The organism is Rahnella aceris (assembly GCF_011684115.1).
GTDB lineage: Bacteria > Pseudomonadota > Gammaproteobacteria > Enterobacterales > Enterobacteriaceae > Rahnella > Rahnella aceris.
The window spans coordinates 798,951-819,743 of record NZ_JAADJV010000001.1 but is presented as its reverse complement, the minus strand read 5'-3'; the positions used below and the strand labels follow the sequence as shown (position 1 = coordinate 819,743).

20 protein-coding genes and 1 tRNA gene are annotated in these 20,793 nt (G+C 53.2%); 16 read left to right on the top strand and 5 right to left on the bottom strand.

Annotated elements, in window-relative coordinates; genetic code table 11:
• Nucleotides 1-7 precede the first annotated feature (7 nt).
• Complete coding sequence (locus GW591_RS03690; RefSeq protein WP_013574984.1) at nt 8-928, top strand: dihydrodipicolinate synthase family protein; 921 nt, start codon at nt 8-10, stop codon at nt 926-928.
• A 60-nt stretch (nt 929-988) separates the two neighbouring features.
• Here GW591_RS03690 and GW591_RS03685 read toward each other — a convergent pair whose 3' ends face one another.
• A complete protein-coding gene (locus GW591_RS03685; RefSeq protein WP_166860128.1) occupies nt 989-2,191 on the bottom strand; it encodes a glutamine amidotransferase-related protein in 1,203 nt (400 codons plus the stop codon).
• A gap of 203 nt (nt 2,192-2,394) precedes the next feature.
• On the opposite strand from GW591_RS03685, the gene GW591_RS03680 reads away from it, so the two are divergent.
• Entirely contained in the window at nt 2,395-3,603 is a 1,209-nt protein-coding gene (locus GW591_RS03680) for a pyridoxal phosphate-dependent aminotransferase (RefSeq protein ID WP_013574982.1), read from the top strand.
• A gap of 151 nt (nt 3,604-3,754) precedes the next feature.
• A tRNA-Asn gene (locus tag GW591_RS03675) sits at nt 3,755-3,830 on the top strand.
• A gap of 297 nt (nt 3,831-4,127) precedes the next feature.
• Here GW591_RS03675 and GW591_RS03665 read toward each other — a convergent pair.
• Complete coding sequence (locus GW591_RS03665) at nt 4,128-4,778, bottom strand: DUF1028 domain-containing protein (protein WP_013574980.1); 651 nt, start codon at nt 4,776-4,778, stop codon at nt 4,128-4,130.
• 143 nt (nt 4,779-4,921) lie between these two features.
• Between GW591_RS03665 and GW591_RS03660 the strand changes: the two genes are divergently transcribed.
• Genes GW591_RS03660 through GW591_RS03640 form a run of 5 tightly spaced genes read left to right on the top strand, consistent with a single transcriptional unit; the run spans nt 4,922 to nt 10,823 of the window.
• Nucleotides 4,922-6,496: an ABC transporter substrate-binding protein gene (locus GW591_RS03660; protein WP_112151785.1), complete on the top strand. Its 1,575-nt coding sequence runs from the start codon at nt 4,922-4,924 to the stop codon at nt 6,494-6,496.
• Nucleotides 6,497-6,510: 14 nt separating this feature from the next.
• Nucleotides 6,511-7,458, top strand: a complete 948-nt coding sequence (locus tag GW591_RS03655) for an ABC transporter permease (RefSeq protein WP_013574978.1) — start codon at nt 6,511-6,513, stop codon at nt 7,456-7,458.
• Nucleotides 7,455-9,251, top strand: coding sequence for a dipeptide/oligopeptide/nickel ABC transporter permease/ATP-binding protein (locus GW591_RS03650; RefSeq protein WP_013574977.1), 1,797 nt, complete (start codon nt 7,455-7,457; stop codon nt 9,249-9,251). The genes GW591_RS03655 and GW591_RS03650 overlap by 4 nt, the downstream gene beginning before the upstream one ends.
• Nucleotides 9,248-10,033 (top strand): ATP-binding cassette domain-containing protein, encoded by a 786-nt coding sequence (locus GW591_RS03645; RefSeq protein WP_013574976.1) that lies wholly within the window; start codon nt 9,248-9,250, stop codon nt 10,031-10,033. The genes GW591_RS03650 and GW591_RS03645 overlap by 4 nt, the downstream gene beginning before the upstream one ends.
• 16 nt (nt 10,034-10,049) lie before the next feature.
• Nucleotides 10,050-10,823 (top strand): FadR/GntR family transcriptional regulator, encoded by a 774-nt coding sequence (locus GW591_RS03640; RefSeq protein WP_166860125.1) that lies wholly within the window; start codon nt 10,050-10,052, stop codon nt 10,821-10,823.
• 276 nt (nt 10,824-11,099) lie between these two features.
• On the opposite strand, the gene GW591_RS03635 is transcribed toward GW591_RS03640, so the two are convergent.
• Entirely contained in the window at nt 11,100-11,804 is a 705-nt protein-coding gene (locus GW591_RS03635; protein WP_166860123.1) for a B3/B4 domain-containing protein, read from the bottom strand.
• Between the two features lie 43 nt (nt 11,805-11,847).
• Here GW591_RS03635 and GW591_RS03630 point away from each other — a divergent pair, with 43 nt between their 5' ends.
• The 5 genes from GW591_RS03630 to GW591_RS03610 all read left to right on the top strand — a co-directional run bounded on the left by GW591_RS03630 (nt 11,848) and on the right by GW591_RS03610 (nt 17,326).
• Nucleotides 11,848-12,444 carry a helix-turn-helix domain-containing protein gene (locus GW591_RS03630; RefSeq protein ID WP_112197731.1) on the top strand — a complete coding sequence of 199 codons (597 nt, stop codon included), beginning with the start codon at nt 11,848-11,850 and terminating at the stop codon, nt 12,442-12,444.
• Nucleotides 12,445-12,782: 338 nt separating this feature from the next.
• Entirely contained in the window at nt 12,783-13,697 is a 915-nt protein-coding gene (locus tag GW591_RS03625; RefSeq protein WP_013574972.1) for a GGDEF domain-containing protein, read from the top strand.
• A gap of 213 nt (nt 13,698-13,910) precedes the next feature.
• Entirely contained in the window at nt 13,911-14,948 is a 1,038-nt protein-coding gene (locus tag GW591_RS03620; protein ID WP_013574971.1) for an extracellular solute-binding protein, read from the top strand.
• Entirely contained in the window at nt 14,932-16,620 is a 1,689-nt protein-coding gene (locus GW591_RS03615) for an ABC transporter permease (RefSeq protein WP_013574970.1), read from the top strand. The genes GW591_RS03620 and GW591_RS03615 overlap by 17 nt, the downstream gene beginning before the upstream one ends.
• A 10-nt stretch (nt 16,621-16,630) precedes the next feature.
• On the top strand, nt 16,631-17,326 hold the full coding sequence (locus GW591_RS03610) for an ABC transporter ATP-binding protein (RefSeq protein WP_015689650.1): 696 nt from the start codon (nt 16,631-16,633) through the stop codon (nt 17,324-17,326).
• On the opposite strand, the gene GW591_RS03605 is transcribed toward GW591_RS03610, so the two are convergent.
• Nucleotides 17,323-17,805, bottom strand: coding sequence for a glutathione peroxidase (locus tag GW591_RS03605; RefSeq protein WP_013574968.1), 483 nt, complete (start codon nt 17,803-17,805; stop codon nt 17,323-17,325). The two genes, GW591_RS03610 and GW591_RS03605, sit on opposite strands and share 4 nt — an antisense overlap.
• A gap of 136 nt (nt 17,806-17,941) precedes the next feature.
• Nucleotides 17,942-18,559, bottom strand: a complete 618-nt coding sequence (locus GW591_RS03600; protein WP_112151781.1) for a dTMP kinase — start codon at nt 18,557-18,559, stop codon at nt 17,942-17,944.
• A 337-nt stretch (nt 18,560-18,896) separates the two neighbouring features.
• Between GW591_RS03600 and GW591_RS03595 the strand changes: the two genes are divergently transcribed.
• From GW591_RS03595 to GW591_RS03585, 3 genes are all read left to right on the top strand, one after another.
• Nucleotides 18,897-19,193 (top strand): chorismate mutase, encoded by a 297-nt coding sequence (locus tag GW591_RS03595; RefSeq protein ID WP_013574966.1) that lies wholly within the window; start codon nt 18,897-18,899, stop codon nt 19,191-19,193.
• A 4-nt stretch (nt 19,194-19,197) separates the two neighbouring features.
• Entirely contained in the window at nt 19,198-19,737 is a 540-nt protein-coding gene (locus GW591_RS03590; RefSeq protein WP_166860121.1) for a LysE family translocator, read from the top strand.
• 228 nt (nt 19,738-19,965) lie between these two features.
• Complete coding sequence (locus GW591_RS03585) at nt 19,966-20,589, top strand: pyridoxamine 5'-phosphate oxidase family protein (RefSeq protein WP_015689647.1); 624 nt, start codon at nt 19,966-19,968, stop codon at nt 20,587-20,589.
• Nucleotides 20,590-20,793: the final 204 nt, after the last annotated feature.

The window sequence follows — 20,793 nt, the reverse complement described above, 5'->3', positions numbered from 1 at the left end:
TGAATAAATGAAAGACATCAGTGAAAGTCAGGCGCGCCTGAAAGGTATTTTTAATATTACCGTGACGCCTTTTACGGCGGGCGGCGAGTTTGATTTTGCCGGGTTATCCCGCAACATTGAGCGGGTCATCGGCCTCGGTTATGACGGCATTTTGATTGGCGGCACGTACGGTGAATTCCCGGCGATGACCGCCGACGAACGCGCCACGCTGTTCCGCCATGTGATGGAAGTGGTGGGTGACCGCGTGCCGGTGATGTTGTGCAGCGCAGGTTCAGATGTCCGTGTCGTGCGTGATTTAACGCAACTGGCGGGCGATCTGGGTGGCCTGCCGATGGTCACGCCGCCGTTTGTTTCTGAAGTGACCGACGCGCAAATTATCAGCTTCTTCAAACAGATGGCACCGTTATCACGCACCGGTATTTTGGTGTATAACGCACCGGGTATCGGCATTACGTTGCCGCCGGTAGTGCTGGAGCAACTGGCCGACATCGACGGCGTGGTGGGTATCAAACAAGGTGACCTGAACCCGACCGCCATCGATCAGATTGCCAACCGTCTTGGCGGGCGTCTGCGTCTGTTCTGCGCCTCCGATCTGGCATTTTTAGGGCCGATGATGTGTGGTTTTGACGGCATCAGCACCACCAACAGCGGCGCTCTGCCGGAAATTATTCTGGCAACCTATCGTGCGCTGGAAAGCGGCGATGCCAGCACAGCCCGCGAACTGCACCGTCTGTGGTATCCGTACCGGGCGCTGGCCCGCCGTTTCGGTCAGCCGCAACTGGTAAAAGCGGCCATGAACCTGCGCGGTTTTGACGGCCACCATGTCCGCGCCCCGCTGATTGATCTGCAAGCTGATGTGATCGGGCTGGTGGAGCAGGAACTGCGCCGTCTGGCCGCCGATCCGCGTTCCGGCGTCACCCTGAAGTAACCCGCTTTAAGCAAAAAATCCCCGTCTTTGCAGGCGGGGATTTTTCATGGTGCCGTCAATTTATCCGTGCTGAGCTGACGCCGCTTTCAGAAAAGCTATCAGCAACGGGTGAGGTTTCACCGACAGTGATGACAACTCCGGGTGGCCCTGCACGCCGAGATAAAACGGATGGCGTGTGAATTCGATTCCGTCAGCAATCTTGCCGGTGGCATCGGTCCCGCTGATCAGCAATCCGTGATTTTCCAGATCCGGTTTCAGTTCAGGTGCAAGGTGAAAACGGTGGTTGTAGCGCACGATAAATTCATCGCCAAGAATCTCATGCAACCGGCTGCCGGGGCGGGAATGCATCCGATGATCCCCGAGGCGGTGAACCGGCAATGTTGGCGTATTCGTCAGCGGCACAAAAGTTTTAATATCAGCATCAGGATCCGCTTCCGCCAGATTGGCTTTCGCAGAACCCATCATGTTCTGCACGATGGCCGTAGTCATGGTTTGCATGCCCAGGCACAAGCCGAGAATGGGAATATGGCGATTCAGGGCGTAATGTGCGGCACAAATCTGTCCGGTAACATTACACATCGCGGATCCGCCCGGCAGTAAAATGCCATCGACGTTTTCCATCACCTCATGCAGATGATCTTCCAGCACCTGGGGCGCGGCATACACCATATCAAGCGACACTGATAAAGCATCCGCGGCATCACCCAACGCAGCGAGCGTGGCCGGATAGGTCGTGCACTGCTCGGACTGCGCACCGACCAGCGCGATACGCAGCGAAGTGGTGGTTTGTGGCGGCGTATCGTGATTTATCCAGCGCCCATAACGATCACGCCACCAGCATCCGGCGGCTTCATCCGTCAGTCCGTGCCGCCTGAACATATACCCCTGATTTTCGCGCTCAACCGTAATCAATTCATAGTCAAACGCGTTTTCGCGAACCTGCCGTGCAATTTGAGTGAACTGAATGATCTGTATTGGCCCGAGGGGGATCACCACATCCCCGATGCCATACGTCTTCAGCAATTCTTCCAGCTTCATCACTTTACCGGCACTTTGCAAAATCAGCCGTTCTGCCCAAAGCAACCCGCTGGTTACCCGTTGCCCTTCACCAACGACGTGCTGGCAGGCATCAGGGTAGCGTGCGGTATCCCAGCTCACCGGCAGATGCGCCAGCGGTAAATCCTTTTGTGCCGCCAGTATTGCCGCCATCGCACCGTACAGCGACGGCTCAGGTGTGTCATGTGCAACAAAAATAAAAGCCATAAGACAACCTTGAAATATAAATGAAAAGTTCAGACAGCCCGCAGGCTCACCGCCAGCCATACCCGCTGCCCTGCCGTTTCCGTCAGGAAAATACCGCTCAGCACGAAGAAATTATGAGCAAAGCAAAAAGAAGAATGGTAAGTTTAAATTGGTTTTAATGATTCACATAATACAATTTTGTTATTGTTCATACAGGGGAAACAATGTCTGCTGAATTTCTTGCACCTCGTTTGCGTCGCGTGCGCCCTTCGCCGACAGCGGCGATCTCCGACCAGGTTCGTGCGCTCAGCGCGGCAGGTACTGATGTCATCAACCTGGGCGAAGGTGAGCTGGATTTCGATACTCCCGCACATATTAAGCAGGCCGGCATCGACGCGATTGTACAAGGTGACACAAAATACACTGCCGTTGCCGGTACCGCCGCGCTTAAACACGCCATCATGACTAAGTTTAATCGTGAAAATAGGATCAGCTACCGCCCGGATGAAGTCATCGCGGGCAGTGGCGCCAAGCAACTCATTTTCAACGCACTTTTGGCCACCGTTTCGTCTGGCGATCAGGTGATTATCCCGGCCCCTTACTGGGTGTCTTATCCGGATATGGTGGCACTGGCGGAAGGTGAACCGCGGATTGTTCATTGTCTGGAAAGTGATGGCTGGAAATTGCAGCCGGAAGTTTTAGCCGCCGCAATCACCCCGAAAACACGTTGGGTCATCCTCAACTCCCCGAACAATCCGACCGGGGCAGTCTATTCAGCTGACGAACTCCACGCACTGGCCGCCGTTCTGCTGGAGCATCCGCAGGTGCTGGTGATGGCAGACGACATCTACGAACAAATTTGTTTTGTGCCCGGTATTTTCGCCACACTCGCCGAAGTCGAACCTCGTCTGAAAGAGCGTATCCTGACCGTAAACGGTGTTTCTAAAGGCTATTCAATGACCGGCTGGCGTTTGGGTTATGCGGGCGGCCCCGCGTGGCTGATTTCTGCCATGCAAATTTTGCAGTCGCAAAGCACTTCCAACCCCAGCTCCATTTCTCAGGCCGCGACTGTTGCCGCTCTGGAACAGGGCAATGCATTCATCGCGGACTGGATCGACATCCTGACGCACCGTCGCACCCTGATCATGAACTGCGTGAATGCCATTGACGGCCTGAGTGCCGAAACGCCGCCGGGCGCATTTTACGTTTTCGCTAATTGTCAGGGGATGTCAGGTAAAACGACACCTTCAGGCGATATTCTCAGAACAGATGAAGATTTTGCAGCTTATCTGCTGAAATCAGGCCATGTCGCCACGCTTCAGGGTTCTGCTTTTGGTGCGCCGGGTTATTTGCGTATTGCTTATGCCATCGATGACAACCGGTTGCAGGAAGCCTGCGAGCGGATCACCCGCGCTTGTCGTGAATTGCGTTAAGACCGAAAAAGGCCTGCTTCAATATGAAAACGGGCCTTTTTGACTCTATTCTCAACAACTTGGCTAAAGTATCAGCAAACGCACGCATTTATTCAGTTTCCCCTTTGACATGCCACGGGGCAGTCGCTATTATTCGCCCCGTTCCAACGATTCCTCTGTAGTTCAGTCGGTAGAACGGCGGACTGTTAATCCGTATGTCACTGGTTCGAGTCCAGTCAGAGGAGCCAAATTAGAAAATCCCGCTTAAGGAAACTTAAGCGGGATTTTTGCTTTTTATGCCCGGAGCCCGGGCCTGTATGGCGTTGATGCAATCAGCGAGTGTGAAAATAGTCCTGATGCATTTTCAGTTTTCCCTCCGCGCCGGGAAAATTTGGTGGTCAGATTTGGGGTCAGGTGAGTTCGATGACACAGTGACCCCCAAATATCTCTTAACGACTCAAAAATCCGCAAATTAAAATCACCCGCAAAACCCTTTAATGTTTCTGATTCTCATGGCCTGTACCTTTATGCAATCTTATGACTGATTAACGCAGCTGGCCTTTCGGTAAGGCGGAAAAAAAATCGGCATGAGAAGGAGAGCGCGTCTGTTGCAGAATCTCCGCTAACGCCTCCAACGGCGCATCGGACCAGTCAGCGCGCAGATCAACGCTGGCATACTGGCGGTCGCACCAGATTTTCAGCGCCGCAGATTTAAGCCCGCGCCGGTCGCCGCCGGCCTGCGCACCGGCGTTCATGGCTCCCAGAAGGCGGTCGGCCAGCGGCAGGTCAGTTTGCAGGTGATAATTTTCCAGCATCGCAAACAGCGTTCGTTCCCCAGTCAGTAAATTCCCACCGACGACACATTGATGCCCCGCGATGCTTCCGGCCCAGACTCCGCAATCTGCCCCGCTCCACTGCGCCGTATTGCCCTGATTATCGACTATCAGTAGCTGCCTTCGGGCAGCGTCCGCATCCTGCGCCAGCAGGTTTTTCAATGTATATGCCGCATCGGCCCCCTGGTGTAACAACGTCAGACCCCGCTCCCCGTAAAGTGGATTGGTCATTGCCTGGGTGGCAATCGCGCCGGTCTGCGCACGTCCGTGTACCACCAATGCACCCACGGCAGGGCCAGCGGTAGCGGTGGCGACACCCACCGCACCTGAGTGTGGGTCCCGCGCCACGATTGAAAAAGTCATAAGTACTCCGCGACAGTCTGGTTAAATTTATACGTATAAATTATTGCAATTCAGTTAATTTATACGCATAAATAATAAACAGGACAACGCCTGATTTTTTTCTGAGGTTTCCACATAGCGTTTTATTAAGCGACGAGGTCGATATGCTGCCAGCTTTGCAAAAGTCATTTATGCCAATCTGTTTTTGTCTCTTTGCGCTGTCGTGGCAGGCTCAGGTGCAGGCCAGAACCCCTGCGGATGCGCTGTTGATTGGTCAGGTGGCTGAGCCACAATCGCTGGATCCACAGGTTGCTACCGCAGCCAACGACTCGCGCATTCTGGTGAACGTTTACGACGGACTGGTGCGTAACGGTGAGGGGAAACTGGATATCGAACCGGCGCTGGCCACTCGTTGGACAATCAGTCCCGACGGCCTTACTTACCGCTTTTATCTGCGCGAAGGGGTGAAATTTCAGGACGGAACACCGTTTAATGCCGATGCGGTGAAATTTACCTTTGACCGTATGCTGGATGATAAAAACCCGTGGCATGACACCGGGCCTTTCCCGTTGTCATTTTTCTTCTCTTCGATAAAAAACATCGAAACACCGGACCAAAATACGCTGGTCTTTACGCTGAAAGAGCCGTTCTCACCGTTTCTCTCCAACCTCGCCACGCCAACCGGCCTTATCGTGTCACCAGCGGCAGTGAAAAAATACGGCAAAGAGTTTGGCCGTCACCCGGTCGGCACTGGCGCATTCCGCTTTGCAGAATGGAAAGCCAATCAGCGCGTGGTGGTGACGGCCAATAGTGATTACTGGGACGGTAAACCTGCGGTACAAAACGTGGTGTTCCGCCCCATCACCGATGGTAATACGCGGGTCGCCGAGATGCTTTCCGGCGGCATTGATGCAATGGTAGAAGTGCCTCCTGACACGGTGAAACTGTTCAAGGAGAAAAGTGACCGCTTCCGCCTGTACCAGACTACCGGCCCACACGTCTGGTACGTGATGCTCAATACACAAGTGCCCCCCTTTAACGACGTGCGGGTGAGGCAGGCGGTGAATTACGCCATCAATAAACAGTCGCTGACAGATAAAATTTTGCAGGGTTCGGCCGACGTAGCCGAGGGCCCGATCCCCCGCGCCTTTAACTGGGCGGCCAATAAAGAGGTGACGCCCTATCCTTATGATCCGACTAAAGCCCGCGCACTGCTGAAAGCCGCCGGAGCAGAAGGGACAACGCTGACCTTCTACGTCGCCGAGGGGGGATCAGGCATGCTGGATCCCATCCCGATGGCCACCGCCATTCAGGCTGACCTGAAAGCAGTAGGTCTGAATGTTTCGCTCCAGACCTATGAGTGGAATACCTATCTATCGAAGGTTAATGCCGGTCTGGACAATCACACCCATATGGCGGAAATGGCCTGGATGACCAACGACCCTGACACCCTACCTTTCCTGACGCTACGCACCGACGCCTGGCCGAAAAAAGGCGGTTTTAACTCCGGTTATTACAGCAATCCGCAGGTGGACAATCTGTTGCAACAAGCGCGCATGACCACAGACACCGCAACGCGCGCCGCGCTTTACAGGCAGGTGCAGCAGCTCGTACATGACGATGCACCGTGGATTTTCGTCGCCAACTGGAAACAGAACGCCGTAACCTCCACACGAATTCAGCACTTCGCACTGCAACCGAATTTCAATCTGTTGCTCAACCGGGTAACCAAACAGTAATCGGAGAGAAACTTATGGGGAGTTACGTGCTTAAAAGGCTGCTCTCGACCATTCCGGTGTTTATCGGGTTGTCGCTGATTGTTTTTTTGATTATGGCAATGATCCCGGGGGATCCGGCTCAGGCGTTGCTCGGTGCCTGGGCCACGCCGGAAAACGTCGCACGGATCAATCAGGAACTCGGGCTGAATAAACCGCTCTATCAACAATATCTGATCTGGGCGGGCAATATTTTGCACGGCGATTTTGGCCGTTCTTACGTGCTTAATCGCCCGGTCATTGATGAAGTGATGGAGCGTTTTGGCGCCACGCTGTTGCTCGGAGGCTGCGCACTGCTGTTAAGCACCGTGCTGGGGCTGCTGGCCGGAATACTCTCCGCCGTCCGCCAGTTTGGCCTGGGCGACCACATCATTACGTTGCTGGTGCTGCTGGGAATTTCCATGCCTTCGTTTTGGATTGGTCTGCTGCTGATAATGCTGTTCGCCGTAGAGCTACAATGGTTCCCTGCTTCTGGTATGTATGCCATTTGGGCCGGTGGCGGCTGGCTCGACTTGCTGCATCATCTGACCTTACCCGCTATTACGCTGGCGATTGTTGCCACCGGCGTTATCGCTCGCCTGACCCGCACCGCGATGCTCGAAGTGTTGCGTCAGGACTTCATTCGTACCGCCCGCGCCAAAGGCCTGTCCGAGCGCAAAGTGATCTATAAGCACGCCTTTCGTATGGCGCTGGTGTCAGTCATTCCGGTGATCGGTATTCAGGCCGGTTTTGTGCTCGGCGGCGCGGTCTATATAGAGACGGTATTTCAGTGGCCGGGGCTTGGCGCAATGATGGTGAAAGCCGTCGCCACCCGCGACTTGCTTCTGGTACAGGGTGGCGTGCTGGTTGCCGCTGCGGCCTATGTACTGATCAACCTGTGTGCTGACATTTTACAGGCGCTTCTCGACCCGAGGTTAAAATCATGAGCCAGAACATCACCACTGTCACGCCTCGTCATCGCCAGCCGTTGTGGGCGCTGCTGTTGGCCAACCGGCTGGCCACGCTCGGCCTGATCATGCTGGTGCTGGTGGCAGGTGCCGCCCTCGCCGCGCCGTTGCTGCCGTTACCAGACCCTGACGCCACCGATCTGCTCAACCGTCTGCTGCGACCGTTTTCGCCCGGCCACTGGCTCGGCACAGACCCGCTGGGCCGGGACATGCTCTCCCGCCTGCTGTGGGGAACCCGCGTGTCACTGGCAATGGGAGTTTGCGCCACGCTGCTGGCCGCACTGTTCGGTACACTGATTGGTCTGGTCGCCGGGTATGCCGGAGGTAAAACCGACAGCCTGTTGATGCGCCTGATCGATATGCTGATGGCCTTCCCTTATATACTGTTGGCGCTGGTGATCGTCACGGTGCTGGGTCCCGGACTGCTCAATGCGCTTTACGCCATCTCGGTGGTGAATATTCCTTTCTTCGCCCGTAATATTCGCGGTCTGACCGTTGGCCTGCGTCAGCGCGATTTTATTCAGGCGGCGCGGCTGTCGGGCAAAAATCATTTGCAAATTTTGCTGACCGAAGTGCTACCCAACATGATGCCGGTTGTGGTGGTCACCATGTCAACCACCGTCGGCTGGATGATTTTAGAGACCGCCGGGTTGTCGTTCCTCGGACTGGGAACCCAGCCACCCAACGCTGATTTAGGCTCGATGCTGGGTCAGGGACGCGCACAGATGTTCAGCGCACCGCACGTTTCCATCGTACCTGGATTGACGATTTTCATTCTTGTCATGAGTTTTAATCTGCTGGGTGACGGCGTCCGCGACCTGCTCGATCCACGCCTGAAGTCCGGCATTCTATTGCGCGGGAAAGCCGTCACTACGGTCAATCGTGCCAGCGTTCCCTCTGCCATACAGGGCAAGAATGCGCTGCTGGAAGTGGTGGATTTACAAGTGAATTTCCGCTCGGGAAAACAATCCGTCGCAGCGGTCAAAGGCGTAAGTTTTTACGTTGCCAAAGGAGAATGTCTGGGGCTGATTGGGGAGAGCGGATCTGGGAAAAGCGTCACTGCGCTGTCCGTGATGGGACTGGTATCTTCCCCACCGGGAGAAATCACCGCTGGCGCGATTTACGTCGGCGGCGAAGAGATGCTGTCGCGAACGCAAAGCGAGCTGCAACAGTGCCGCGGCGCGCGGGTGGCCTATATTTTCCAGGACCCGCTGACCACCCTGCACCCTCAGTTCAGCATTGGCGCACAAATCATTGAAGCCATTCAGGCCCATCAGCCGCTGTCAAACCGGCTGGCTAAAGAGAAAGCACTGACGCTGCTCCACAGCGTAGGAATTGATGAGGCTGCGGCGCGCTTCGACGCCTTTCCCCATCAGCTTTCTGGCGGGCAGCGTCAGCGTGTCGGCATCGCAGTGGCACTGGCCAATGACCCGGAAATCATCATCGCCGATGAACCCACTACCGCGCTGGATGTCACGGTACAGGCACGTATTCTCGAGCTGCTGCAACAGCTGCGTCGTGAACGTGGCCTGACGCTGCTATTCATCACTCATGATTTTAGCGTGATCGCCCAGATTTGCGACCGGGTGGCAGTGATGCGTAACGGCGAAATTGTTGAAAGCGGTGAAACCCGGTCAGTGCTGCGGGACCCGCAGCATGATTACACCCGCAGGCTGATTGCCAGCGTGCCGAAACTCGGCCAGGGACGCGATTTCCTCAAACAGGTCGGCGAACTGTATGCCAACTCAAAACCACAGCCGGGGGCAATATGAGCAACGTGATTGAAGTCAACGGGCTGGTGAAAACCTTCGGCAGTACCTCCGGCTGGTTCTCCGGCCGCAAACTGCAGGTTGAAGCGGTAAAAGGGATATCTCTGCATCTGGCTGAAGGCGAAACGCTGGCGGTAGTGGGTGAAAGTGGTTCAGGTAAAAGTACGCTGGCGCGAATGCTGGTCGGTCTGGAACGTCCGACGTCCGGCACCATTAAACTGATGGGCGAAGCGATGTCGACACATGCTAAACGCAGCGACAAAGCCTTCGGCCAGATGATTCAGTATGTTTTTCAGGATCCTGTGGCCTCGCTCAACCCCCGAAAAACCATCGCTGATACGCTGGATGTGCCGCTGCGTTATTTATGCGCCTACCCCACCATGCGACGTAAAGCGCGAATGCTGGAATTGATGGAGGCAGTGCAGATGCCTGCCGATGCGCTCAGTGGTTATCCGCATGAGTTTTCTGGCGGTCAGGCTCAGCGGTTAGCGATTGCCCGCGCACTGGCGGCCGAGGCCCGTATTCTGGTGCTTGACGAGCCGGTCAGTGCTTTAGATGTGTCGGTACAGGCACAGGTTTTGTTATTACTCGATCGCCTGAAACGTGAGTTCGGCCTGTCGTATCTGTTTATCAGCCATGATTTAGCGGTGGTGGAGTCCATTGCCGATCGCGTGGCGGTGATGTATCACGGTGATTTAGTAGAATGCGCGGATAACGATCGGTTGTTCAACGCACCGCAGCACGCCTACACGCAACGTCTTCTGGCCAGTGCGCCAAGGGTTTAAATCAATGAAGGGATTTATGAGTATTGAAATGACACACCAACCGGAACCGGTACGCCGCAAGCGCACTGATGAAATTGTCGATGCCATCAAAGAGAGCATCATCAGCGAGAATCTGCTGCCCGGCGACCGTCTGCCGCAGGAGAAAGATCTGATAACGCGTTATGCCGCAGGGAAAGGCACAGTGCGTGAAGCGCTGAAATCTTTAGAGGTTCAGGGGCTGATCCGCACCAAAACCGGCCCCGGTGGCGGTGCGTTTATTGATTCAATGACCGAATCTCGCGCCATGAGTTTGCTGTCCAATTATCTGTTTACCCGTCAGCTTTCCATCAGCAATATCTACGCCTTGCGCAAAGCGCTGGAGCCTCTGGTGGCGGTCAGCGCCATCGGCAATATCGACGCCAAAGGCTTCGTGAAACTGCATCAGCTGATTGCCGTCTACGATCATGAACCCGCTGACGAAGCTGAACGCTGGGAACAGCGCATGGCCGAACTGGATTTTCACGGCGTGGTGGCCAGTTATTCTGACAACGTTCTGCTGGCGTTTATCTGCCATTTCCTGCAACGTCTGCTCAAAGATTTGGCCGTCTGCAAAGATATTTACCAGCGCCCCGAGCCGGTGGCGCGCAGCGTCGGCATTGATTATCAATATCGCCTGATCGACGCGATGCGCCGTCAGGATGCCGCCACCGTTCAGCAGATCATGACCGAACACATGCAGCATGCCGAAGACGCCATGCTTGGGCTGGAAGCCACGCTTGAGGAGCGTTTTTTGAGCGACCGGGCGGAGTGACGCGTCTTCTGAAACCTGTTTCAGCGTGTAAGTATCCCGCTTAAGCGGAAGTTAGATCAGAACAGAGGTATGGCTGTCGCTTGTGTTGTGAGCAGCCAGATATTCATCTATTTTTATTATGCTGATGAAAATAAGAGAAAATGTCATGCGCCTGTACATGCTTTACCTGGGGACTATGCAGCCGGGTGATATACCTGTACCGGGATATTTGATTCAGACAGACGAAGGAATAAATATCCTTGTCGACAGTGGCTGGCCGCGCCAGGAGAGCAAAAGTTATTCCGCGTCAGACAATACGTTGCTGATAAGAACGGTCTGACAGCGCACCCCGGGCATCATTTTTTCCAGGCCGTCTGTCAGCATTCTGCCAGCCGCATGCAGCGCATCCACAGGCATTTCAGGCAGGCTCTCAAGGATGAACCACATGCTGCTGTCTGCCACGCTCAGCCGCGTCCGGACGCCTTGTCGCCAGTTCCACCGGCGGCAGGTCACACCGGTGTCATCGCGCCAGACAACTTCTCCCGCCTCCGGTGACTCGCTTCCCGGCTGACCGTCTTTCATAGTGTCAAAAATTTCGGTTCCGTCAGCAACAACCAGCTGCGGCATCCCGACGTAAGCCGCAAGGTTTTCACCACCTACCGGAATGGCATACCGGATGCTGACCGCGTTATACAGATCAACCACCGGATCGAGAGCGGCCATCGTGCCATCCTTTATGACGCGCTTTCTCAGGGCTTCTGCCGAACAGGGCGTACGCTTAGGTTTTGCACCGAAGGCGCGGAATACCTCCGCCCATGCGCTGAGGTGGGCCTCAGCCCAGGCTGGCTGCCCGGCCTGAGCGGCCTCGCAGGCTTCCCGCAGCGCGACTTCCCCCACCCGCTCATCGGCCACGGGGGCCGCTTTCACGCAGATGCTGAGCGCACGAAAACCCGGTGCGATGCGGTAAATTTCAGGGCTGATTGACGGTGACACGGCTGGCATAGGATAATCCTGTAATGACTGATTTATTACATGATAATGACCGATGACCAGTAAAGTCAATATAACGACCGACGCCGATGCAGCCAGAATAAACGAGGCCGTTTCCGCGCGCACAAAGCTTTACCGCAGCCAGAAAAAAATGTCGCTCGATGAGCTTTCCCGCCGTGCGGGCGTCAGTAAGGGAATGCTGGTTGAGATAGAAGGATGCCGGGCCAACCCCAGCATTGCCCTGCTCTGCCGCCTTGCGTCTGCGATGAACGTCTCCGTGGCCGATTTTGTCAACGTAGCTGGCAAGCCCGCAGTTCATCTCATCAATGCCGGTGACATTCCCGTACTCTGGAAAGGAGAAAAAGGTGGCAGCGCGCGCCTGCTTGCGGGCACGAGCGGGCCGGACATGGTCGAGCTGTGGGAGTGGGTGCTTTACCCCGGGGAAACCTTTGAGTCTCCCGGCCATCCGGAAGGCACCAGTGAACTGCTTCATGTGTCCGGCGGGACCCTGACGCTCGTCGTCAGCGACACCACTTACGTGATAAGCCCCGGGGGTGCAGCGGTTGCAAGAACAGACGCGCCGCATGCCTATATGAACAGTGGCACGGAGGTGACCGTGTTTACCATGACGGTAAATGAGAAAGGCCGCTGAAAACAGTGGCTGCTGTTTCCCCGGGTGTGATTCTGAGTAGTTCGGCTACCGGTCAGCCCGGTGAGGAAAGTTCGAGGTGCGCTAAATAACCTTGTAAAAACAGCGTGCGAGAGTGAGCAGTCTCGGGCAGGGTCAGCCTGCTCACGCCCCGATGTCACGCCTAAACTGTCATCTTGACAGTTTGCTGGCTCATCTGATAAAGAAGAAGTCCCGATTGATCCCCCATCATCACTCAGCCTGTTTTGTGCGTGTTGCGGCGCTTTCTCAGACAATAAGAAGGTCAGAGTCTGACACTCCCGAAATCTGATTTTAGTATCTACCTGTATCAGGGACTAACTATGCCATTTTTGAAGTATGAAAGCGGACTTTTTACTAAAAACAAATCACGTAAAATTCTGTATATGCCAATGGCATTATCGGTGATGCTGTGTATTTTTGTTATGGTGTTTAATCTTGTCGCATTTTCTACAAAACAGAACGAGGGTTCCTGGATACAAAATTCTGGCTGGATATTTGATGGCATCCAATTGCTGATACTTAACTTTATCTTGTGGAACTTTAATCGATTATTATTGAAAACCAGTCTTCGCCGATGGATAAACGCGGGGCTGATGATATGGATTGTGTCTGCAGCATTTGATCTGATGGATGAAATTATTCGCCAGCCGATGTGGGTCGGGTATTATCTTGAGGATCTCAGTAAGCTGGCAGGTATGGTCTGCGTCTCGGCAGGCATCTATTTCATCGTACGTTATGTGAATAATAAATATTCGGATATGAGTATTAATTCATTCCGTGATGAGCTTACACGTTTGCCAAATCGTCGTTATTTTAAAAACGCCCTTATGGACTTAGATAATGTCAGTGTTTACGTCTTTTTAATCGATATTGACTTCTTCAAAAATATAAATGACAAATACGGCCACTACATTGGCGATGATGTCCTGAGAGCCTTTAGCCTGATGCTCAGTGAACTCTTTAAAAATAACGTCATCGCCGCCCGCGTCGGCGGAGAAGAATTTGCCGTCATCGTGCAAACGTCAGTATTTGAAGAAGCACGATTAATGGCCGAAAAAATATTAGTTCATGTCAGAGAATTAGTGATTAATGATGAAATTCGCTTCACCGTCAGCATCGGTGCCGGGATAAAAAAAGAAAATGAAAGCCAGGAAAGCTTGTTCCGACGTATAGATATCGCGTTGTACCAGGCGAAGCACTCTGGAAGAAATCGTGTCGAATGGGTGGAGGAGTAAGAGATACAACGATCGGGTATCAATCCCCCTGCATAAGCCCTCCCGATTCCGTGTCCGGCCATATCATCGCGTTGATTAAAGTTGTGTAAATGTGAATCATTTACACTTTGCAATGATTGTAACTGTGAGTGATTATCATTTATTGTGCGCATGCCGCAGGGATCTTGTCCTGCCCGGGTCACAATTAGTTTCAATTACTCTGGGATATCAACGATGAATGCTTTGCCTCGCACCGGACTGCGCCGTATCACGCTTGCATCGGCTCTGGTTTTCTCCGTCAGCCTTCCGGCTTTCGCCCAAGATACTTTGACGCTTTATACCACTCGCGAACCCGGTCTGATCCAGCCATTGCTGGATAGCTGGACACAATCGAGCGGCATAAAAGTCAATACGGTTTACATCAAGGATGGCATGCTCGAACGTGTTAAAGCGGAAGGCCAGAACTCCCCTGCCGACCTGCTAATGACGGTAGATGCAGGAAATCTCATTGATTTAGTGGAAGCAGGTGTGACACAGCCTGTGGAGTCACAAACGCTTAAGACGGCTATTCCGGCAAACTTGCGAGGAGCAGATAATCAGTGGTTTGCGCTTTCTATGCGCGCTCGCGTGCTTTACGCCGAGAAATCGCTGGCGATGGATAACTGGCATTACGAACAGCTTTCCAGCCCGGAATACAAAGGCAAAGTGTGTATTCGCTCCGGCCAGCATCCTTACAATACCGGACTGATTGCCGCCATGATTGCCCACCACGGTGAAGCGAAAACCGAAGAGTGGCTGCGTGGTGTGAAGGCTAATCTGGCACGTAAAGCGACTGGCGGCGATCGTGACGTTGCTCGCGATATCCTCGGCGGTATTTGCGATATTGGCCTCGCAAACTCTTACTATATCGGCCATATGAAAAACGCCAAAGAAGGCACCGATGCGCGTAAGTGGGGCGATGCCATTAAAGTGGTGAAACCTACCTTTGAACAAGGCGGCACGCACGTGAATATCAGTGGTGCTGCAGTGGCTCGTTATGCGCCGAACAAAGCTGATGCCGTAAAACTGATGGAATATCTGGTTTCCGCACCCGCCCAGCAACAATACGCCAAAGCGAACTTTGAATACCCGGTGCTGAAAGGTGTGGCGCTTGATCCGGTGATCACCGCCACCATCGGTGAAATCGATGTCGATAAAATCCCGTTAACCGAGATGGTGAAATACCGTAAACAAGCGAGCCTGCTGGTAGATAAAGTTGGATTCGATCAATAAATCACTTCGTCTTCCGACGTTACGCGGCCTGGTTTCCGGGCCGCAGTCATTATTAACGCCGCTGCATCTTGCCGCGCTAGGTATTGCGCTTGGCGTACTCACACCTATCGTTGCGCTAATCTGGCAGGCGACACAGGCTGATTTCTCGCACTGGGATAATCTCATTACTTTTGTGCTGCCTTCGGTGTTGAAAAATACCGGGCTTTTGCTGGCAGGTGTCGCCGTGATCGTGGGGGTGACTGGCGTCGGCAGCGCGTGGGCGGTCACAGCATGGGATTTCCCCGGACGCAAAATACTTAGCTGGGCGTTACTGCTGCCGCTAGCCATGCCGACTTATATTGTGGCCTTTGCCTGGCTTGACCTGCTGCATCCCCTTGGCCCGCTACAAACATTCATTCGTTTTTTGCTGGGCTTCGACAGTCCGCGGCAGTTCCGTTTACCGGATTTACGCTCCCTGCCCGGCGCCATTATTCTGCTCGGCTTAGTGCTGTATCCTTACGTTTATCTGACGACCCGTGCGATGTTCATCAGCCAACCTGCACATTTGCTGGAAGCCGCTCGTACCCTGGGTTGCAGCGCTGCCGGTGTTTTCTTTCGTGTTGCCCTGCCGATGGCTCGCCCGGCGCTGGCTGTCGGTATCAGCCTGGCGCTACTGGAAACGCTCAATGATATCGGCGCATCTGAATTTCTTGGCGTACAAACGTTAACCGTCACCGTCTACACCACCTGGATTTCGCGTTCCGATCTTGCCGGTGCCGCGCAAATCGCCTGCATGATGCTGATGTTTATTTTCTGCATTCTGACGCTGGAATTTTATGGTCGCAGAAAACAAGGCCTTAGCAGCCGCAGCTTGCGAGAGATTCAACCTACCAGAGTACGCGGCTGGCGTGGATGGCTGCTCAGCTCGGTTATTGCGTTACCGGTTATTCTGGGGTTCCTCGCACCGGTTGTATTTTTAGCCTGGGAAAGCGCAAAGCGTTTAGGTGAAGAAAATCCCCTCTCCCCTTCGTTGCTTTCAGCCTTACAAAATACGCTGTCGCTGGCGGCAGGCACCACTCTGGTGGTGGTTTGCGTCAGTTTACTGGTGGCCTGGAGCGCGAGGCACAGTGCCGCAGATAACACGATGTCGGGCTTTCGTCGCGGCGTAATGCGCCTTGCGTCCTTAGGCTATGCGGTGCCTGGCACCATTCTGGCGATTGGTTTTCTCACTCCGGCAATGGCAGCAGACAAATGGTTGGCAGATTTAATGGATATTCGCGGCTTACCGCTGATGTCAGCCGGTATCTTGCTGGTTATCTGCTGCGCGATGCGCTTCCAGGCCATTGCCATCGGCGCACTGGATTCCGGGCTTGGCCGTATCCCTCTTTCGCTGGAACAAGCATCGCGTTTGTTGGGGGAAAATGGTGCGGGGACTTTCGTGCGGGTTCACTTCCCGTTGCTGCGCCCCGCGCTGGTTAGCAGCGCATTATTAGTCTTTGCCGACGCGATGAAAGAACTGCCGACAACCTTGCTTTTACGCCCGGTAAACTTCGAGACGCTGGCAACGTTACTCTATGCAGAAGCAGCTCGTGGAACCTATGAAGAAGGGGCCATTGCCGCCTTAATGATTGTTCTCGCAGGCACGCTGCCGGTTATATTGCTGGTGCGTCATCAGATGACTCGCCACGGCTAAAGGAACCACCATGTCAGAAATTGCGTTACGCCTTCAGGATGTGCATGTGGCTTATGACAACGGCCAGCAACCGGTATTGAAAGGATTTTCAATGTCAGTACGTGAGGGGGAGCTTGCTTGCTTATTGGGAGCCTCGGGTTGCGGGAAAACCACGGTGCTGCGTGCCGTTGCCGGGTTTGAACGGCTGCAAAGCGGTGAGATCTATGTTTCACAGCATCGCGTTGCCGGGCCAGGTCTTCATCTGCCGCCAGAAAAACGTCATGTCGGCATGGTCTTTCAGGAATATGCGTTATTCCCACACCTGACAGCTCAACAGAATGTCGCGTTTGGCCTGCGCAGGATACCGCGTGAGGAGCAACAAGCCAGAGTGACGGCGCTGTTAAGACTGGTGGAATTGCATAGCCATGCCAGCCGCTATCCCCACGAACTCTCCGGCGGGCAACAACAGCGCATTGCGTTGGCTCGCGCGCTGGCACCGAATCCAGAGATCCTATTGCTGGATGAGCCCTTTTCCAGTCTGGATAAAAAAACGCGCGAGCGACTCGGCGGCGAGGTGCGCGATATTCTGCGTGAAGCCGGGCAAACGGCACTTCTGGTGACGCACAGTGAGCAAGAAGCGCAATTGATGGCAGATCATATTGGTTATGTGCAACAGGGTGAATATCACAAAATAAAGGTGGACGATTCGAACTACGCGAACATTTAGATTTCAAGTGCAGCAAGTATTACGGTTTCCATTTTCTCCGGGGTGGTGAACGGTGCAAAACGCTTGAGCGGTTTGCCGTCGCGTCCGATCAGGAACTTAGTGAAGTTCCACTTGATCCGCCCACCGAGTACACCGGGCAATTCGTTTTTCAGATACCTAAACACCGGGTGCGTAGCAGCGCCGTTGACCTCCACTTTTTCGAATATCGGGAAGCTCACACCATAGTTGATGTGACAGGTCTGCGCGATTTCGTCGGCGCCGCCGGGTTCCTGCTTACCGAACTGGTTGCAGGGAAAACCAAGCACCACCAGACCCTGTGCAGCGTACTTCTTGTAGAGCGCTTCAAGGCCTGCGTATTGTGGCGTGAAGCCACAATGGCTGGCGGTATTCACCACCAGAACCAGCTTACCCGCATAGTCGGCCATAGAGATGAGCTGGCCATCCAGACTGGTGGCGGTGAGTTGATGAAAGGTGATCATGTCGGGCTCCTCAGAGGGAATTGGCAAAGTCGAACGAAAAGAAAAACAAACCGACGTGCTAAAGGCCTCGCGTCGCGTGAGTAAGATAGAGTCAGTCGCAGCGCCGGTTCAATGAGTCTGCCCGCAAAACCGATGACTATGGGCATCCGGGCACTCTGTAGATCTCAGAAATAACCTGCATCGTTGCGTCTTCGATCATTCCTTCATTACGGCATAAAACCCAGCCGTGATCTGCAACTTCCCGCTCGAACGCCTGGGTACAGGCGACATGATCTTCCAGCTTATGAATCACCGTACTACTTAGCCCACGCGGTCGGGCTGCGGCCCTCGCCCATGAAATATCAGGCGCGGTAACCACCCCGACATGCAGGTCTGGCATTCTCACATTTCGTTCAATGTTAAGCTGTAAAATCTCTGCAAATGGAACCATCCGGCGAAACGCGGCTTCCGACGGGTACCAACGATCCATCAAGATAATGCTGTCCGGTGGCTGTTTAGTCAGCACATGCCGGGAAATCCATGCACGGCTATCAGCAAAGCGCTCACAAACCTCCAGCTCCAAATCCCGGGAGGGATTTCTGGCGAGCCTGTTCACGAGGGCCATTGTTTCCCTCCTGTAAGGATCGCTTTTTTTCTCGCAAAGCCGGACCACCTTCTTGTTGTCAGCCCTGAGTACTTTCGTCATGGCCTCCAACAGTGTGGTTTTGCCGACCCCCTTGGGCCCATCCAGAGAAATAAACAACGGACGACTCATTCCTGAAATGACGATTGATACAGGGTTTTTGTAAAGCTCAAATCTGGCAAAAGCATCTTATTTCCTTCAGATGAACAGACACTGATGAACATTCCGGCAAGGGTTCTGACTCACGGGTTGTGACCTGCACGGTGTAGTTTAAGGGATCCGCTTAGCAAACGGAAAACATCCCACGTTAAGCCTCACAAATTCATCACCATGCCAATAGCAGCGAGCTTCTGGATAAGTTTTACTTTATATATCGTCCTCTCAGCCAGAACCTTTCAGGTTCAAAACTGTATTTAATCGAAATTTTATGTAAGCTGACACACTCATGTACTAGTCAAGTGGATTGAAGATGAATTTTTTGTCAATTGAAGATGTTAGAAATCGAATCGATCAGATTGATCGCGAACTGGTTAAGATGATCGCGCAACGCAGCGAATGTGTTAAAGCTGCAGCAGCTTTCAAAATTGACCACTCAGCCGTTCGCGCGCCTGACCGCGTCCAACAGGTCATCGACAAGGTATGTCAACAGGCCACTGAAGCAGGACTTCCCGAAGTGATTATCGAAAAGGTCTACCGGACAATGATCGGTGCGTTTATCGATTATGAACTCGAGCAACACGACCAGCTCCGACAGGAAAAACGCTGACATCATGCGCCAACATACCATTCAACTTCTCCCCCTTACTGTAGCGGGTATCGAGGCGGTAAACGCCAACAGCGATATCTCTTTTGGGCGGCATACTCACGACCAGTTCGGCATTGGTTTGATGGACAGCGGCGGGCAAAAATCCCTGTATACCGGTGTGGCTTACCTGCTGTTTATGGCGTGGCAAACGCTACGGGATAAGACACTTTTATCCGCTGGCTGCCCCGGGTTAGCGTTATCTCATCGCGCCTTGATACAGCAGGCTGTGGTTGCCAATCTTCTTAATCCCAAGCTTTCGCTATTTTTCCTGGCATTTCTTCCGCAGTTTATCGCCACCAGGGATGTACACCCCACACAGAGCATGTTGATTCTTTCTGCAATTTTTGCGGCCATGACTTTTGCTGTGTTTTCTCTGTATGGCATTTTTGCTTCGGCTGTTAGTCATAGTGTATTAGGAAATCACAGGGTGATGACCGGCATTCGTTGGGGTGTAGCGCTGGCCTTTACTGCAGTTGGGATTCGACTGGCGATGGCCGTGCAATAATAAATATTCGTATTAGATAGCACTGGAAAAAAGTGTGCTTATAAAAGCTATTGGATGTCCGAATTTGGCACTAACCGGCCCGCTACGTTGGAAACGTCGGCTCTGAGCGAAGAGCTGACGCTACTCCTGGAAATAAATACTTATTAGCCATAAACATGAACAAATAAAAAAGCATCTGCTATAAATATCAGCATGCATTGTGTTTTGAAATCAATGAAGGTGAATGAGATGGCTGATGAAAACATGCTCATTACTGATAGTAATGAGCTTGAGCAACTTTACGGTGCGGTAGCAAAGCCTTCTTTAACAAAGGTGACAGACCATATTCATCCTGCCTACCGCCCCTTTATTGAAGCATCAACATTCGTGGCGCTTGCAACATCGGGACCTGATGGTCTGGATGTATCGCCAAGAGGTGATCCTGCAGGCTTCATTTACATCGAGGATGCTAAAACTTTATTTTTGCCTGACCGCCGGGGTAATAACCGCATTGATAGTCTACGCAATATATTAAATGACAATCGGGTTGCGCTTCTCTTTTTAATTCCCGGCATTGGCGAAACTTTGCGTATAAGTGGCACAGCTGAAATACGTAAAGACCCGGCTTTGCTGGATAAATTCGCAATCAATAATCAATCCCCTAAAACGGTATTGCGCATTTCAGTGGAAAGCGTTTTTTTCCAGTGTAGCAGAGCGATCATTCGCTCAAAACTCTGGGATCCTGCCGCACAAATTGACAGGCAGGCTCTGCCCAGCACAGGAAGTATCCTGAGTATGATCTCACAGTCAGAAATTGATGGTTTGGCTTACGACGAGGCCTTGCCGGAGCGATTGAAAAACACACTTTACTGATTGTAATGTTGGGCGACTAAATAACATCAGCATCGATATGCCGAAGTAGCCAACAATCCCCTGATACCCCGGAGAAACGCAGGGAATGCGAACCTGGATTGACAATCCTTAACCCTCAGGCAATCTTTCATCTGATAGATGAACCCTGTGAACTTCAGAATTGAATTAATTTTTTCAGCCCTGCTTGCCGGGCAGAGCAGTGAC

Coding starts and splice junctions, on each gene's coding strand:
- GW591_RS03610 (WP_015689650.1), top strand. CDS start 16,631: ATGTCAGAAATTGCGTTACGCCTTCAGGATGTGCATGTGGCTTATGAC.
- GW591_RS03645 (WP_013574976.1), top strand. CDS start 9,248: ATGAGCAACGTGATTGAAGTCAACGGGCTGGTGAAAACCTTCGGCAGT.
- GW591_RS03635 (WP_166860123.1), bottom strand. CDS start 11,804: ATGCCAGCCGTGTCACCGTCAATCAGCCCTGAAATTTACCGCATCGCA.
- GW591_RS03665 (WP_013574980.1), bottom strand. CDS start 4,778: ATGACTTTTTCAATCGTGGCGCGGGACCCACACTCAGGTGCGGTGGGT.
- GW591_RS03590 (WP_166860121.1), top strand. CDS start 19,198: ATGCGCCAACATACCATTCAACTTCTCCCCCTTACTGTAGCGGGTATC.
- GW591_RS03660 (WP_112151785.1), top strand. CDS start 4,922: ATGCTGCCAGCTTTGCAAAAGTCATTTATGCCAATCTGTTTTTGTCTC.
- GW591_RS03680 (WP_013574982.1), top strand. CDS start 2,395: ATGTCTGCTGAATTTCTTGCACCTCGTTTGCGTCGCGTGCGCCCTTCG.
- GW591_RS03630 (WP_112197731.1), top strand. CDS start 11,848: ATGACCAGTAAAGTCAATATAACGACCGACGCCGATGCAGCCAGAATA.
- GW591_RS03620 (WP_013574971.1), top strand. CDS start 13,911: ATGAATGCTTTGCCTCGCACCGGACTGCGCCGTATCACGCTTGCATCG.
- GW591_RS03585 (WP_015689647.1), top strand. CDS start 19,966: ATGGCTGATGAAAACATGCTCATTACTGATAGTAATGAGCTTGAGCAA.
- GW591_RS03690 (WP_013574984.1), top strand. CDS start 8: ATGAAAGACATCAGTGAAAGTCAGGCGCGCCTGAAAGGTATTTTTAAT.
- GW591_RS03685 (WP_166860128.1), bottom strand. CDS start 2,191: ATGGCTTTTATTTTTGTTGCACATGACACACCTGAGCCGTCGCTGTAC.
- GW591_RS03650 (WP_013574977.1), top strand. CDS start 7,455: ATGAGCCAGAACATCACCACTGTCACGCCTCGTCATCGCCAGCCGTTG.
- GW591_RS03640 (WP_166860125.1), top strand. CDS start 10,050: ATGAGTATTGAAATGACACACCAACCGGAACCGGTACGCCGCAAGCGC.
- GW591_RS03625 (WP_013574972.1), top strand. CDS start 12,783: ATGCCATTTTTGAAGTATGAAAGCGGACTTTTTACTAAAAACAAATCA.
- GW591_RS03600 (WP_112151781.1), bottom strand. CDS start 18,559: ATGAGTCGTCCGTTGTTTATTTCTCTGGATGGGCCCAAGGGGGTCGGC.
- GW591_RS03605 (WP_013574968.1), bottom strand. CDS start 17,805: ATGATCACCTTTCATCAACTCACCGCCACCAGTCTGGATGGCCAGCTC.
- GW591_RS03655 (WP_013574978.1), top strand. CDS start 6,511: ATGGGGAGTTACGTGCTTAAAAGGCTGCTCTCGACCATTCCGGTGTTT.
- GW591_RS03595 (WP_013574966.1), top strand. CDS start 18,897: ATGAATTTTTTGTCAATTGAAGATGTTAGAAATCGAATCGATCAGATT.